Below are 14,757 nucleotides of genomic sequence, written 5' to 3' on the forward strand. Positions count from 1 at the left end.
TACCAAGGGATTTGGGGGGCATTCGGTTACCAGGGAAAGGAGGACCGTCGACATGACGACGTCCATCAAGCGCTTGCCCGGGTGGGCGAAAGTGCTCAGTGCGTTCGTGCTGGTGCTCGTGGTGCTGTTCGCCGGCCTGCGGCTCGCCGTACTTCCGGGGCTGCGCGATGTGTTCGGCACGGAGACCAACGACCGGACGGGCCCCGCGCTCCTCAAATCGATCCAGGACATGAGCCGTTACGACGCCGCGTCAGGCAACTTCCAGGTGGTCGTGGACCTGGAGAAGGACGCCAAGTACCTGCCCGACGCGCTCCGCGGCACCCGCACGCTGTACGTGGGGGCCGGCACCGTCGACGCATATGTCGACCTCGGCAAACTCGCCGACAAGGACGTGACGGTCAACGAGGACCGCACATCGGCCACGCTCCGGCTGCCGCACGCCGCGCTGGGCAAGCCCGCGCTCGACCCCGACCGTTCGTACGCCGTCTCAAAGCAACGTGGTCTCCTCGACCGGATCGGCGACATCTTCTCGGACAACCCGAACGGCGAGCAGGCCGTGCAGAAGCTCGCGGTGAAGCACATCAGTGATGCCGCGAAGGACAGCCGCCTCACCGCGCGCGCCGAGGAGAACACCACCGGCATGCTCGAAGGCCTGCTGAGCTCGCTCGGCTTCAAGGAGGTGAACGTCACGTACGGCACGTGAGCCGCGCCCTGGCGCAAAGCTCACCCGGCCGCCGTGCCGTTCGACATCGATTCCCCCAACACGGGTAGTCACCTTTATCCATCGGGCAGTTGAAACTTGGAGGATCGCATGCTCCGTACGGCGTTGCGCGCTCGTACCGCGAAGTCGGGTCGCAAGGCGCCGGCACCGGCACCGGCACCGGAGAAGGGGCGGAAGCGGGGGCGGAGGTCGCTCCCCCTTCCCGTGCGGCTGTTCTTCATGCTGCTGGCCCTCGGGGGGATGGTGGCGTTCGCGGTCGTGCTGGCCCGGCTGACGCTGGAACCGTCCCCGGCGTCGGAGGCGCTGATCCACACCAATCTGCACCCCGGCCGTTCCCTGAACGCGTATCTCAACCAGCCGGAAATGCGCGACGCCTTCAGGCAGATCGGCGGGAACATTCTGCTCGGGGTGCCCTTCGGACTGCTGCTCCCCGTGCTGTGGCCGAAAGCCCGGGGAGTCCTGCGGGTCCTCCTGCTGACCGCGGTGGTCATGCTGCTGGTCGAGCTGATCCAGGGAGCGGTCATCACCGGGCGGGCCTTCGACATCGACGACGTCATCCTCAACACGAGCGGGGCACTGCTGGGTTACCTGCTCCTCGGGCGCCGGCTCGGCAGGGCTGTGCACGGCGGTCGGCGCAAGCGAAACACTTCCACGAGCGACTGACGCGGCACTGTGAATAATTGGTCCGGACCAGAACCTTGACACCCCCTTACCTCACTTCTTAAATCAAGAGGCAAAGCATGTACCCCCCACCTCAGTCGGCCCGCCCCTCTCCCCGGGTCGCAATACGGAAGGGAGAGTCGTGGCTTCCCCACGCCTGCTCCGAAGATGCCTCTTTGCCGCTCTCTCCGCCTTACTCGTCGCGTCTGCCGCCATCGCTCCCGCTCAGGCGGGTCCCGCGGCCGCCGATGACGTGACCGCCGCGGCCGTGGTGTTCCAGGACACCTTCGACGGCTCCGGCGGATGGGCCGTGGATCCCAACAAGTGGCAGATCGAGACCGGCGACAACGTCAACAACCACGAGCGGCAGATGTACACGGCCGGCGCCAACAACGCGGCGCTGGACGGCCAGGGCCACCTGGTCATCACCGCTCGTAAGGACAATCCGGCCAACTACCAGTGCTGGTACGGACGGTGCGAGTACACCTCGGCCCGGCTGAACACCGCCGGCAAGTTCACCGCCCAGTACGGCCGTGTCGAGGCCACCCTGAAGGTTCCGCGCGGGCAGGGCATGTGGCCCGCGTTCTGGATGCTCGGCAACGACATCGGTTCGGTCGGCTGGCCCGCGTCGGGTGAGATCGACGTCATGGAGAACGTCGGCTACGAGCCGTCGACCATCCACGGCACGATCCACGGACCGGGGTATTCCGGCGCGACCGGTATCGGCGCCGGGTACACCCTGCCGAACGGCCAGCAGTTCGCGGACGGTTTCCACACCTTCGCGGTCGACTGGGCGCCGAACTCGATCAAGTGGTCGGTCGACGGCATCGTCTACCAGACGCGCACGCCCGCCGATGTGGGCGGCAACGCATGGGTGTTCAACAAGCCGTTCTACCTGATCCTCAACCTCGCGGTCGGCGGCTACTGGCCCGGCGACCCGAACAGCTCCACCGTCTTCCCGCAGTACCTCGTCGTCGACGAGGTGAAGGTGACGACGGGCACCACCTCGGGCACCGGGGTCCCGATCAGGGGCCTGGCGGGCAAGTGCGTGGACGTGGCCGGGGCCAGCTCGACCAACGGCGCCGCCGTACAGCTTTACGACTGCAACTCGAGCGCCGCCCAGCAGTGGACGGTCGGCTCGGACGGCACGATCCGCGCGCTGGGCAAGTGCCTCGATGTCACGAGCGGCGGCACCGCGGACGGCTCGACCGTGCAGCTCTACGACTGCAACGGGAGTGCCGCCCAGCAATGGGTCGTCAGTTCGGCCAATGACATCGTGAACCCCCAGGCCAACAAGTGCCTGGACGTCACGGGCAGCAACTCGGCCAATGCCACACGTCTGCAGATCTGGACGTGCACCGGTGCGGCCAACCAGAAGTGGACGGTTGGCTGACAGACCGCCCCGGGCGGGCAGGCGGAGGGTCCGGCAGGGTTGCCCCTGCCGGACCCTCCGTGTTTCACCCCTCCCTCAGCAGCTCATGGCCCATGTGTGCGAGTCGCCGCGGTCGTTGGCGACGCCGTTGTAGCCGACCTCCTCGCCCGGGGTGAGGCAGATGGTCATGGCACCGCCCTGGTAGGCGTCTTCGTAGACCTTGACGTGGTCCTTGACGCCCGGTCCCGAGATGCCGTGGTTGGCCCACGAGGAGTCCGTGTCGGCGATCCAGCTCTCCCACCAGCCGTCGTCCCCAGACCAGTTGGCTCGCTGACCGTCGAAGTTGGCGTTCTCCCAGACGCAGAAGTTGCCGCTGGGACAGTCCGCCGCGCCGGAGGGTGTGGCAAGGGCCAGTCCGCCCCCGAGGGCAAGGAGGGCGGCTGCTGCTGCGGTGGCGAGGCGCTTGGCGATCATGAAGAGGTGCTGCCTTTCTTTTCGGATACCCGGACGGTCCGCTCGGCGTACAGGGCCGCCGCGCGGTGCAGCGCGTGGGTGCGCAACTGCGTGTAGGTGGTCAACTGCTCGCGCCGTTCGGCGCGTACCTGGGCCAGCAGGGCCGGTTCCAGGCGGGCACGGAGCCGGGCGAGGCCGCTCTCGCGGGCGCAGCGCGCGGAGACGGCGGTGTCGGGGCGCTTGGGCCGGGGCCCGTTCGCCGGGGTGACGCAGCGGGTCCAACGGGCCGACGCGGCACCGTAGTCGGGGTCGCGTTTCATACGCTGCTGGGCCTCGGCGCGCAGGTTGTTCACCACGACCCTGGTGCGGAACCAGCGGCGCTGGTCCCCGTACAGCTCACGTTGCGCGGCGGCGAGGCAGCCGTCGGTGTGGGCGGTGACGGTGTAGCCGGTGGCGAGGGTGACGGAGAGTTCGGGGCGGCCGCGGCCGAAGAGGGCGTCCTGGAGTCGGCGGTCCTCCTGGCCGGACGGGCGCTCGTGGGCCGAGGCGTGCCGTACGGACAGCCCCTGGCGGGCCAGACACTCGTCCACGAGCACCCGTTGGGCCGTGTCGATGAGGTCGTCCTGGGCGCGTTCGGTGGTGGGCAGCGCGGGGGTGCCTCGCTCGGCGGACGGCGTGGCGCACCCGGCGAGCGCCAGCGTCGCCAGCACCGCGAGCGCGGTGGCGCGCAGCGTGCTGTGCGGTCGCACGGGTCAGCCGACCTCGCAGTTCATCGTGGTGTCGGCGACACCGTCGAGCCGGGCACCCCAGGGCCAGTTGTCGGCCAGGTCGTGGGCGCGGATCAGCCGGTAGTAACAGGTGCCGCGGCCCCAGTCGATGGCGTACACGGCGGAATCCGCGCTGGAGCGGAAGGAGGCGGCCTTGTCGTGGAGGAACTCCGGGACGTCCGTATAGCCGGGCGGTGTGTAGCACCAGGACGATCCGTGTTGCCCCGCGCCGGTCCAGAAGCAGACGTCCCCGGCCTGCGGAGCGCCGAGGGCGGTCACGGGTGCGGCTCCGGCGGCTGCCGCGGGGACGGCGTCGGCGGCGGTCGCGGGGGCGGCGCCGCCCAGCAGAGCGGTGGCGGCGAGGGCGGCGGCTGCGGGCATGGCGAGGCCACGGAACATGGAGACTCCTGGTGGGAGGAAGCGACGCCGGGGCGGGTCCTGATCACCGGCAAGATCAACGTGCCCTCGTGAGAACGGGCCCATGCGCGGTTCCCACCGAATGATGATCATTGGTGGAGTGCGGGGTCATTCGTCCCACTCGCAGCTCACACCGGCGCGAAACCCGCAGGTCCGCGCGCTCCCCGGACGCCCCGACCGGTCCTAGTGCGGCATCCAAGTCAGCTTGTCGCCACCCACCCAGCGCACCACGTCCGGGTCGTCGAGATCGTGCACCGTGATGCCGTAGGCCGCGGCCGTTGTCAGTACGTCGGTGAGCGCCCTCGCCTGGCCCACCACTTCGCCGTCGATCTCCATGATCCGGAACGGCGGCGTCCCCGGCTGTACCCCGAGCACCATGATCCGCGGGTAGGACAGGTGTGGGCTCGCGATTTCGGTCATGAGTCGAGCGTAGAACGGTTCCTTCCGGTCAGCGCTCCCGCTTCCCGGCGGCGGTGACCGTCCGCCGTGCGGGGCGGCGGCTGCTGGGCAAGGCTTGGAGGAGGGAGGTGCCCATGGATCCCGTCGAGGCGCTGGACCGGATCGCGTTCCTGCTGGAGCGGGACCAGGCCCCCACCTATCGCGTACGTGCCTTCCGCACCGCCGAGGCCGTGCTGGCCGCGCTGCCCGAGGGCGAGGTGGAAGAGCGCGTGGCCGCCGGGTCACTGGAGTCGCTCAAGGGCGTCGGACCCAAGACGGCGCAGGTCGTGCGGGAGGCGCTGGCCGGTCAGGTGCCCGGCTATCTGGAGAAGCTCGAGCAGGCGGCCGGGGCGCCGCTCGCCCAGGGGGGTGAGGGGCTGCGGGCGCTGCTGCGTGGCGACTGCCATCTGCACTCCGACTGGTCGGACGGCGGCAGCCCGATCGAGGAGATGGGCAGGACCGCGGCGCGGCTCGGGCACGACTGGGCGGTGCTCACGGACCACTCGCCGCGGCTGACCGTGGCGCGCGGGCTGTCTCCGGACCGTCTGCGCGAGCAGTTGGCGGTGGTCGCGGAACTCAACCGGCGGTGGGCGCCGTTCCGGCTGCTCACCGGCATCGAGTGCGACATCCTCGACGACGGGTCGCTCGATCAGGAGCCGGAGTTGCTGGAGCGGCTCGATGTCGTGGTGGTGTCCGTGCACTCCAAGCTGCGCATGGACGCGAGGCCGATGACCCGCCGTATGGTCGCCGCCGTACGCAATCCGCTGGCGGACGTGCTCGGGCACTGCACGGGCCGCCTGATCACCGGACGCGGACGGCCCGAGTCGGAGTTCGACGCGGACGCGGTCTTCGGGGCCTGCGCGGAGTCCGGCACCGCCGTGGAGATCAACAGCCGCCCCGAACGGCTCGACCCGCCGCGCCGGCTGCTGCGCCGGGCGGTCGACGCGGGCGTGCTGTTCTCCGTGGACACCGACGCGCACGCTCCGGGCCAGCTCGACTGGCAGATCCACGGCTGCGCGCGGGCCGAGGAGTGCGGGGTGCCGGCGGAGCGAGTGATCACCACCTGGACGGCGGACGAGCTGCTGTCCTGGACCAGGGACCGGACGACCCCGGCTCGCGTGAGCGGTGCCTGACGTCCGCCACCGCACGCCCACTCCCCGCATGACCACGGTGTACCCGCCGTGACACACGTCACCGGGTCCGCCCCCCTCCCCGGGAACACCTACCGGTAGTTCCCCGTTGAACAAACTGTGGGTGCGGATGGAACAGTGTCCCCGGGCCTAACCCTTCGCCCACAGGGAAGATCGTTCGGCTGAAGCCCTGTGGAGCCCCCGCCGAGAGGCGACCGCCGTCCGTGCCCACCACTGACGACCCCGACCGTGATTCCCCCGTCCGGTCGGGGTCTTTCGCATGCCCTCACCCGGGGCGAGTGTCCCCTTGACTTCGAGTGCTCTCCAATTCGTAGCGTTCCGGGCATGACCACTGCACAGCACAAGATCGGTTCCGGTTTCGGCGCCCGGAGCACCGCCGACGAAGTCCTTCAGGGCATCGACCTCTCCGGAAAGCTCGCGATCGTCACGGGCGGGTACTCGGGCCTGGGCCTGGAGACGGCGCACGCACTCACCAAAGCGGGCGCCCGTGTCGTCGTTCCCGCGCGACGCCCCGACGCCGCCCGTGCGGCGGTGGACGGCATCGAGGGTGTCGAGGTGGACGAGCTCGACCTCGGCGACCTCGACAGCGTCCGCGCCTTCGCCGAGCGGTTCCTCGCCTCGGCCCGCACGGTCGACATCGTCATCAACAACGCCGGGATCATGGCGTGCCCCGAGACCCGTGTCGGACCCGGCTGGGAAGCCCAGTTCGCCACCAACCACCTCGGCCACTACGCGCTCGTCAACCGGCTCTGGCCGGCGATCGCACCCGGCGGGGCGCGCGTCGTCTCCGTGTCCTCGGGCGGCCACCACAACTCGGCGATCCGCTGGGACGACCCGCACTGGAAGACCGGCTACGACAAGTGGCAGGCGTACGGGCAGGCGAAGACGGCGAACGTGCTGTTCGCCGTCCAGCTCGACCGCCTCGGTCAGGAGTCCGGCGTACGGGCCTTCTCCCTTCATCCCGGCGGAATCCTCACGCCGCTCCAGCGTCACCTTGCCAAGGAGGAGATGGTGGAGCGCGGCTGGATCGACGAGGACGGCAAGCTGGTGAACCCCGACGCCTTCAAAACGCCGGAGCAGGGCGCGGCCACTCAGGTGTGGGCCGCGACCTCGCCTCAACTGGCCGGTATGGGCGGGGTGTACTGCGAGGACTGCGACATCGCCGAGCCCGCTCCGGCGGACGGCGAGCGGACCGGCGTACAGGCCTATGCGATCGACCCCGAGCAGGCCGCACGACTGTGGGCGCTGTCGGCGGAGCTGACCGGGGTGAACGCGTTCGCGTGACGTTCGTACGGCGTCAGCCGAACGCCGGTGTACGGCGTCAGGCGCGGGCGGCCATGAACTCCCGCAGGTCCGCGGTCAGTTGCCCGGCGTGCGTGGCGAACAGGCCGTGGCCCGCGTTCTCGTAGACCTTGAGCGTGCTGTCGGGCAGCAGCTCCGCCGCCCGGCGGCCGGTCAGTTCCAGGGGCGCCGAGGTGTCGTGCGTGCCGTGCACGACGAGGACGGGCAGGCCGAGTTTGGGCAGTTCGGGGGCCACGTCCAGGGTGGCCACCAGGTCGCCCAGGGCCGCACAGGCGCGCGCGGTCGCTCCGAGGCAACGGTCGACCATCGACCGCACGTACGCGGCGGAGAGTTCGTTGCCGGGGAGGTCCAGGGCGAAGAAGGCGCGGGCGCCGTCCGTGAAGAAGGCGGCCCGGTCGCGCCGGAAGGTCTCGTTGCCCGCCCTGATGAGGTCCGGGTCGACACCGCCCGGGTGGTCCGCCGACCGGACGATCCCCGGCACCATGCCGGCGACCAGCATCACCCCGGCCACCCGCTCGACGCCGTGCCGGGTCAGGCAGCGCACGACTTCGGCGGTGCCCAGGGAATGGCCGACCAGCGTCACGTCGCGGAGGTCGAGGTGCCGCAGCAGCCCGTCGAGGTCGTCGGCCAGGCTGTCGAGGCCGAAGCCGCCCCAGACGTCGTCGGACCGCCCGTGCCCCCGCCGGTCGAGCCCGACGCACCGGTACCCCTCCTCGGCGAGCGGCAGCATCTGGTACTCCCACATCTCCGTGCCGAAGTACGAGCTGTTGACGAACACGACCACCGGTCCCCCGGCCGGACCGTAGTCGACGAAGTGCAGCCGGGCGGCATCGACGGGGCTCTCGAAGTACGGCATGGGAAACCTCCCGGAATCCGGTGACGGGCGAGTCGAGTGGGTACGCCCTTCATGGTTCCGGGAGCTCCCGGCCGGGTCGATTACCTCTCGGGTCATGCCGCCCGTGAGAGCTCCCCGTCGAGGTCAGCCCGAGGACTCGCCGGGCTCGGGATCCTCGGGATGGACGGTGTCCGAGCGCGGAGCGCCACTTCTGCCCGTGCCCGCCTCGTCCGTGTCGGGGACGTCCGTGCCGGGCTCGCCCTCGCCGGGATCCGCCGCGGGAGCCGGGTCCCAGGGGTCCTCGCCATCCTGGACCTGCTGGTCCGGCATGTCCCGCGGGACCGGGTCGGTGTTCTCGCCGGGGCCCTCCGGCCGGTATGCAGTCATGTCGCACCCAATCATCAGCAGGTCGGCGCGGCCGGCACGCCCGGGCCGGGCCGTTGCCGACTCGGCCCGCACACACCGCCGCCGGGCCGTTTCCGGCCCGGCGCGAGTACCTCGGCAGTGGGTGGCGAAACAGTTCTGCAGAGGATCAGTGCGGTGCGCGGTCCTCCAGCGCCGTGCGCCAGGCCGGAGAGGGGCCCTCGCCGACCGGTTCGGCCCGTCGGCCGCCGCGGGCGAAGAAGTCGGCGAGGGGCAGGATCGCGGCACCGACGGTGACCGCGTCCGGGCCCAGCTTGCCCAGGTCGATGGAGACACGCTCGGCCGGATAGCGCAGGGCGTACGAGGACGCGTACCGGCGCACGGCGGGCAGGAAGCGGGAGCCGAGCTGGAGGCCCGCCCAGCCGCCGATGAGGATGCGCTCGGGCTGGAAGAGGTTGATCAGGTCGGACAGGCCTGCGCCCAGGTACTCGGCGGTCTCCTCAAGAACGGCGAGCGCCACGGCGTCGGGCTCGGTGTGCGGGGCACCCTGGGCGTCCTCGGGCGGGTAGGCGGCCGCGAGCATCGCGGTCAGTGCCGTCTCCTCGTCGACACCCTCCGGCGGGCGCCCGCCCTCCTCGCGCCAGCGTTCCAGGAGCGCCTCCGCCCCCGCGTACGCCTCGAGGCAGCCCAGGGCGCCGCAGCGGCAGCGGCGCCCCCTGACCCGTACGGTCAGATGTCCCCATTCGACGGCCCTGCCGTACTCCACGTCCTCCGTGACGAGGCACGCGCCGACGCCGGAGCCGAAGAGGACCACGACCGCGTTGGTGGCGCCGCGTCCGGCGCCGAACCACATCTCGGCCTGGCCGAGGGTGCGGGCGCCGTTGTCGGCGAAGAACGGGACGGTGGCGGGGAGTTCGCAGGTCTGGCGGAGCAGGGACTCGAGCGGGACGGCGTCCCAGCCGATCGTCTGGCCGTGCACCACCGCGCCGAGTCCGGGGGTACGGGCCACTATGCCGGGGACTCCGATGCCGACGCCGAGGAGCTGCTCCGGGGCGATGTCCGTCTCCGCCAGGACCTCGGCGATGCCGTCGCGGATGTGGCCGACGATGACCTCGACGTCGTAGCCCTGCTGCTCCAACGGGCGTTCGGTGCGGGCGAGTTCGGTGAGTGTGAGGTCGAAGAGCTCGACGCGCACGCGGGTTTCACCGACGTCCACGCCGATCATGTGGCCGCTGGCGGGCGCCACCCGCAGCAGGGTGCGCGGGCGGCCGCCGTCGGAGTCGACGCTGCCGGCCTCCTCGACCAGACCGTCGGCGACCAGTTCCGCGACCACGTTGCTGATGGAACCGGAACTCAGTCCGGTGGCCGGACCCAGTTCGTAGCGGCTCATCGGCCCGTCGAAATACAACCGTTGCAGTACAGCGGTTCGATTGCCCCGCCGCAGGTCACGGACTGTCCGCCCGTTCCGCCCCGTCATGTGGCTCCCCTCCGGTTCGCCCGACTTGAAAGATACAGCTGTGCGATCCCTTGACGCGACTTTCTTCCGAGTCTTAACTCACATCCTAAATTAAGTCGTGAGGGGCGTTCGAGAAGTGAACACTCGCAAGGGACGTACGCGGGGTGCCTGTACATGCCGCGGACGCCGTCATGACTCTCCTTCGGAAAGGGACGCCTGAGCCATGCGCAGAATCCGAGCCGCGGCCGCCGGTGCGGTCACTGTCTCCATGCTGACCGCCGTGACCGCCTGTGGTGGCGGCTCGTCGACGGACGGTGGATCCAATGACTCGCCCAAGACGCTGACCTACTGGGCCTCCAACCAGGGCGCCAGCGTCGAGATCGACAAGAAGGTCCTCCAGCCCGAACTCGACAAGTTCGAGAAGGACACCGGCATCAAGGTGGAACTGGAGGTCGTGCCCTGGTCGGATCTGCTCAACCGGATCCTCACCGCGACCACCTCGGGCCAGGGCCCCGACGTCCTGAACATAGGCAACACCTGGAGCGCTTCCCTGCAGGCCACCGGGGCGCTGCTGCCCTGGGACACGAAGAACTTCGACAAGATCGGCGGCAAGGACCGCTTCGTCGACTCGGCGCTCGGCTCCACGGGCGCGCAGGGCCAGGACCCGGCCGCGGTGCCGCTGTACTCGATGTCGTACGCGCTCTACTACAACAAGAAGATGTTCGCCGACGCCGGCATCGCCAAGCCGCCGACCACCTGGGACGAGTTCGTCGCCGACGGCAAGAAGCTTTCCAAGGGCGGCAAGTGGGGAACGGCCTTCGAAGGCTCGAACCCCGCGGAGAACATCCACCATGCCGTCGTCTTCGCCAAGCAGCACGGGGGCGACTTCTTCACCGCCGACGGCAAGCCGGACTTCACCAACGACGGCGCGGTCGAGGGGGTCAAGCAGTTCGTCGACCTGATGGCCACGGACAAGATCGTCGCGCCGGGCAACGCCGAGTACGCGCAGAACCAGTCCGTGAGCGACTTCGCCACGGGCAAGACGGGGATGCTGCTCTGGCAGTCCGCGTCCGCCAACCTGGAGTCGCAGGGCATGAGCGCGGACGACTTCGGCATCGCTCCGGTGCCCGTGCAGTCCGGCGCCCCGGGGACCGGCGACAACGTCAACTCGATGGTCATGGGCATCAACCTGTCCGTCTTCAAGAACACCGACAACCTTGACGGCGCCACCGAGTTCGTGAAGTTCATGACCAGCGACGCCGAGCAGAAGATCCTCAACACGGCGTACAGCTCCATCCCGCCGGTCAAGACCGCCCAGACGGACGCCGCCTTCAACACCCCGGCGACCGCCGTGCTCAAGGACACGCTCGCCAAGAGCGCCGTCGCGGCTCCGCAGGTCGCTGACGAGTCCCAGTTCGAGACGGCCGTCGGTACGGCCATCAAGAACCTGTTCGCCGACGCCGCCGCCGGAAAGCCGGTGACCACGGAGTCGGTGAAGGCCCAGCTCGAGAAGGCCCAGACGCAGATGCCGACGAAGTGAGCGCGAGCACAAACATGACCACCACGACCGCCTCCCAAGAGGCCGGCGATCGCACGGTGCGCAAGAACTCCCCCGGTGCGGCGCGCGGCCCGCGCCGCCCCGGGCGGATCAAACGCATCGGACTGCCCTACCTGTTCCTTCTGCCCGCCCTGCTTCTCGAACTCCTAGTCCATCTGGTGCCGATGGTGATCGGCATCGTGATGAGCTTCAAGGAGCTCACGCAGTTCTACATCCGCGACTGGGGCACCGCGCCCTGGTCCGGCCTTGACAACTACAAGGTGACGGTGGACTTCGACGCGCCCGTCGGCAAGGCGCTGCTCGACTCGTTCTTCGCCACCGTCGGCTTCACCCTGCTCTCGGTCGGCCTGTGCTGGCTGATCGGCACGGCGGCCGCGCTCTGCATGCAGGACGCCTTCCGGGGCCGCGGTCTGCTGCGCGCCCTGTTCCTGGTGCCGTACGCGCTGCCCGTCTACGCGGCCGTCATCACCTGGGTGTTCATGTTCCAGCACGACAACGGCCTGGTGAACCACGTCCTGCACGACCAGCTCGGCATCACCGACAAGCCGTCCTTCTGGCTCCTCGGCGACAACGCCTTCTACGCGCTGCTCACCGTGTCCGTGTGGAAGGGCTGGCCGTTCGCCTTCCTCATCGTCATGGCGGGCCTGCAGAACATCCCCAAGGACCTGTACGAGGCGGCCGCCCTCGACGGCGCCGGTGTGTGGCAGCAGATCCGCCGCATCACCCTGCCCTCGCTGCGGCCCGTCAACCAGGTACTGATCCTGGTCCTGTTCCTGTGGACGTTCAACGACTTCAACACGCCGTACGTCCTGTTCGGCAAGACAGCTCCGCCGGCCGCGGACCTCATCTCGGTGCACATCTACCAGGCGTCGTTCGTGAACTGGAACTTCGGCTATGGCTCCGCCATGTCCGTCCTGCTGCTGCTCTTCCTGCTCGTCGTGACGGGCGTCTACCTCCTGCTGACCTCCCGAGGAAGGAAGACGTCCGATGTCTAGTACCTCCACGAAGTTCCGCTCCCCGATGGCCCAGCCGCAGTCCTTCCTCTGGACCCGGCGGATCTTCCTCACCCTGCTCACCGGCTTCGTCCTGGTGCCCGTCTACGTCATGGTCTCCAGCTCGCTGAAGCCCTTGCAGGACGTCCAGACGAAGTTCCAATGGGTGCCGAGCAGCCTGACCATCCGCCCGTATATCGACATCTGGACGACGATCCCGCTCGCCAGGTACTTCGTGAACTCGCTGATCGTGGCGGGCGCCGCGACGGCCTGCTCGGTGGTGATCGCGGTCTTCTCGGCCTACGCCGTCAGCCGCTACAACTTCCGCGGCAAGCGCGTCTTCACGGTCACCGTGCTGTCCACCCAGATGTTCCCCGGCATCCTCTTCCTGCTGCCGCTGTTCCTTCTCTACGTCAACATCGGCAACGCCACCGGCATCGCCCTGTTCGGATCCCGTGGCGGTCTGATCCTGACGTATCTCACCTTCTCCCTCCCGTTCTCGATCTGGATGCTGATCGGGTACTTCGACTCCGTGCCGCGCGACCTGGACGAGGCGGCACTGGTGGACGGCTGCGGGCCGCTCGGCGCGCTGTTCCGGGTCGTCGTGCCGGCCGCGATCCCCGGCATCATCGCGGTCGCCGTCTACGCCTTCATGACCGCCTGGGGCGAGGTGCTGTTCGCCTCGGTGATGACCAACGAAGAGACCCGCACCCTCGCCGTCGGGCTCCAGGGCTACTCCACGCTCTACAACGTGTACTGGAACCAGATCATGGCCGCGTCGCTCGTCGTCAGCGTCCCCGTGGTCGCCGGCTTCCTGCTCCTCCAGCGCTTTCTGGTCACCGGGCTCACCGCGGGAGCCGTCAAGTGACCAACTCTCCTCTCCCCGAAGGGACTTCCGTGACCATCGACCTTGCCGCCCTCCCCGAGGACTTCCTGTGGGGCACGGCCACGTCGGCCTACCAGATCGAGGGCGCCGTCGCCGAGGACGGCCGCTCCCCCTCCATCTGGGACACCTTCTCGCACACCCCCGGCAAGATCGACAACGGCGACGACGGGGACCTCGCCTGCGATCACTACCACCGCTGGCGCGAGGACATCGGGGTCATGCGCCAACTGGGCACCAACGCCTACCGGTTGTCCATCGCATGGCCACGCGTGATGCCGGGCGGCGACGGCCCGGTCAACGCCAAGGGTCTCGACTTCTACGACGGGCTGATCGACGCCCTCCTGGAGGCGGGCATCACCCCGTCCGTCACCCTCTACCACTGGGACCTGCCGCAGGTACTGCAGGACCGGGGCGGCTGGCCCGTCCGCGACACGGCCCACCACTTCGCGTCGTACGCGGCGGTCGTCGCGGACCGCCTCGGTGACCGCGTCAAGCACTGGACCACGCTCAACGAGCCGCTGTGCTCGGCCTGGATCGGCCACCTGGAGGGCCTGATGGCCCCGGGCTGGACGGACCTCACGGCCGCGGTGCGGACCTCGTACCACCTCCTCCTCGGCCACGGCCTCGCCACCCAGGCGATCCGCGCGGCCGTCCCCGGCGCCCAGGTCGGCATCGTCAACAACCTCTCCTACATCGAGGCCGCCACCGACCGCCCCGAGGATGTGGCCGCGGCCCGTCGGCTCGACGGCCACACCAACCGCTGGTGGCTCGACCCGGTGCACGGCCGCGGCTTCCCGGCGGACATGCAGGAGGTCTACGGAGTCGAACTCCCCGAGCAGCAGGGCGACTTGGAGACCATCGCGGCGCCCCTGGACTGGCTGGGCCTCAACTACTACTTCCCGTCCACGGTCGCCGACGACCCCACCGGCCAGGCGCCCCGAGTCCGCACGGTCCGCCGTCTCGGCGTACCCCGCACCGCCATGGACTGGGAGGTCGACGCCGCCGGCATCGAGAACCTGCTGCTCCGCCTGACGAACGACTACGGCGCGCGCAAGATCTACGTCACCGAGAACGGCTCCGCCTATCCCGACATCGTGCGTCCCGACGGGACCGTCGACGACCCCGAGCGCACCGAGTACCTGGAGCAGCACCTCGCGGCCTGCGCCTCGGCGGCCCGCCAGGGCGTTCCGCTCGCCGGCTACTTCGCGTGGTCGCTGCTCGACAACTTCGAGTGGGCGTACGGCTACGACAAGCGCTTCGGGCTCGTGCACGTGGACTACAAGACGCAGCGGCGCACGATCAAGGGGAGCGGGCACCGGTACGCGGACATCATCCGGGCACATGGGAGGAAGCGGCGGAACGCGGCCTGATTTCCGGCCGGTTCGG

The 14,757-nt window shown here is 69.5% G+C and carries 16 protein-coding genes; 9 read left to right on the plus strand and 7 right to left on the minus strand.

What is annotated here, in order from left to right:
* Positions 1-52 precede the first annotated feature (52 nt).
* From OG246_RS33275 to OG246_RS33285, 3 genes are all read left to right on the plus strand, one after another.
* Complete coding sequence (locus OG246_RS33275) at positions 53-703, plus strand: DUF4230 domain-containing protein (protein WP_266471945.1); 651 nt, start codon at positions 53-55, stop codon at positions 701-703.
* Between the two features lie 108 nt (positions 704-811).
* Positions 812-1,384, plus strand: a complete 573-nt coding sequence (locus tag OG246_RS33280; protein ID WP_266471947.1) for a VanZ family protein — start codon at positions 812-814, stop codon at positions 1,382-1,384.
* 139 nt (positions 1,385-1,523) lie between these two features.
* Positions 1,524-2,774, plus strand: a complete 1,251-nt coding sequence (locus OG246_RS33285) for a family 16 glycosylhydrolase (protein ID WP_266471950.1) — start codon at positions 1,524-1,526, stop codon at positions 2,772-2,774.
* Between the two features lie 75 nt (positions 2,775-2,849).
* Here OG246_RS33285 and OG246_RS33290 read toward each other — a convergent pair whose 3' ends face one another.
* The 4 genes from OG246_RS33290 to OG246_RS33305 form a co-directional block, all read right to left on the minus strand.
* Positions 2,850-3,227, minus strand: a complete 378-nt coding sequence (locus OG246_RS33290; RefSeq protein WP_266471951.1) for a peptidase inhibitor family I36 protein — start codon at positions 3,225-3,227, stop codon at positions 2,850-2,852.
* Positions 3,224-3,955, minus strand: coding sequence for a hypothetical protein (locus OG246_RS33295; RefSeq protein WP_266471953.1), 732 nt, complete (start codon positions 3,953-3,955; stop codon positions 3,224-3,226). Before OG246_RS33295 ends, OG246_RS33290 begins: the two co-directional genes overlap by 4 nt.
* 3 nt (positions 3,956-3,958) lie before the next feature.
* Positions 3,959-4,372, minus strand: a complete 414-nt coding sequence (locus tag OG246_RS33300; RefSeq protein ID WP_266471954.1) for a hypothetical protein — start codon at positions 4,370-4,372, stop codon at positions 3,959-3,961.
* Positions 4,373-4,573: 201 nt separating this feature from the next.
* Positions 4,574-4,810 (minus strand): hypothetical protein, encoded by a 237-nt coding sequence (locus OG246_RS33305; protein ID WP_266471956.1) that lies wholly within the window; start codon positions 4,808-4,810, stop codon positions 4,574-4,576.
* 113 nt (positions 4,811-4,923) lie between these two features.
* Here OG246_RS33305 and OG246_RS33310 point away from each other — a divergent pair, with 113 nt between their 5' ends.
* Complete coding sequence (locus tag OG246_RS33310) at positions 4,924-5,961, plus strand: PHP domain-containing protein (protein ID WP_266471957.1); 1,038 nt, start codon at positions 4,924-4,926, stop codon at positions 5,959-5,961.
* 342 nt (positions 5,962-6,303) lie between these two features.
* Positions 6,304-7,263, plus strand: a complete 960-nt coding sequence (locus OG246_RS33315) for an SDR family NAD(P)-dependent oxidoreductase (RefSeq protein WP_266471959.1) — start codon at positions 6,304-6,306, stop codon at positions 7,261-7,263.
* 37 nt (positions 7,264-7,300) lie between these two features.
* Here the strand turns inward: OG246_RS33315 and OG246_RS33320 are convergent, their stop codons facing one another.
* The 3 genes from OG246_RS33320 to OG246_RS33330 form a co-directional block, all read right to left on the minus strand.
* The gene (locus OG246_RS33320; protein WP_266471961.1) at positions 7,301-8,137 is read right to left on the minus strand and encodes an alpha/beta fold hydrolase; all 837 of its coding nucleotides are present in this window, start codon (positions 8,135-8,137) and stop codon (positions 7,301-7,303) included.
* Positions 8,138-8,260: 123 nt separating this feature from the next.
* Positions 8,261-8,503, minus strand: coding sequence for a hypothetical protein (locus OG246_RS33325; protein ID WP_266471963.1), 243 nt, complete (start codon positions 8,501-8,503; stop codon positions 8,261-8,263).
* Between the two features lie 145 nt (positions 8,504-8,648).
* Positions 8,649-9,956: an ROK family transcriptional regulator gene (locus tag OG246_RS33330; RefSeq protein WP_266471965.1), complete on the minus strand. Its 1,308-nt coding sequence runs from the start codon at positions 9,954-9,956 to the stop codon at positions 8,649-8,651.
* A gap of 202 nt (positions 9,957-10,158) precedes the next feature.
* Between OG246_RS33330 and OG246_RS33335 the strand changes: the two genes are divergently transcribed.
* The 4 genes from OG246_RS33335 to OG246_RS33350 are packed head-to-tail and all read left to right on the plus strand — an operon-like array spanning position 10,159 to position 14,741.
* Positions 10,159-11,475: a sugar ABC transporter substrate-binding protein gene (locus OG246_RS33335; RefSeq protein WP_266471966.1), complete on the plus strand. Its 1,317-nt coding sequence runs from the start codon at positions 10,159-10,161 to the stop codon at positions 11,473-11,475.
* Positions 11,476-11,489: 14 nt separating this feature from the next.
* Positions 11,490-12,488 carry a carbohydrate ABC transporter permease gene (locus tag OG246_RS33340; protein WP_266471968.1) on the plus strand — a complete coding sequence of 333 codons (999 nt, stop codon included), beginning with the start codon at positions 11,490-11,492 and terminating at the stop codon, positions 12,486-12,488.
* Entirely contained in the window at positions 12,481-13,353 is an 873-nt protein-coding gene (locus OG246_RS33345) for a carbohydrate ABC transporter permease (RefSeq protein ID WP_266471969.1), read from the plus strand. The genes OG246_RS33340 and OG246_RS33345 overlap by 8 nt, the downstream gene beginning before the upstream one ends.
* A 29-nt stretch (positions 13,354-13,382) precedes the next feature.
* Complete coding sequence (locus tag OG246_RS33350; RefSeq protein WP_266471970.1) at positions 13,383-14,741, plus strand: GH1 family beta-glucosidase; 1,359 nt, start codon at positions 13,383-13,385, stop codon at positions 14,739-14,741.
* The last annotated feature ends 16 nt before the right edge of the window (positions 14,742-14,757 follow it).

Source organism: Streptomyces sp. NBC_00620 (genome assembly GCF_026341825.1).
GTDB lineage: Bacteria > Actinomycetota > Actinomycetes > Streptomycetales > Streptomycetaceae > Streptomyces.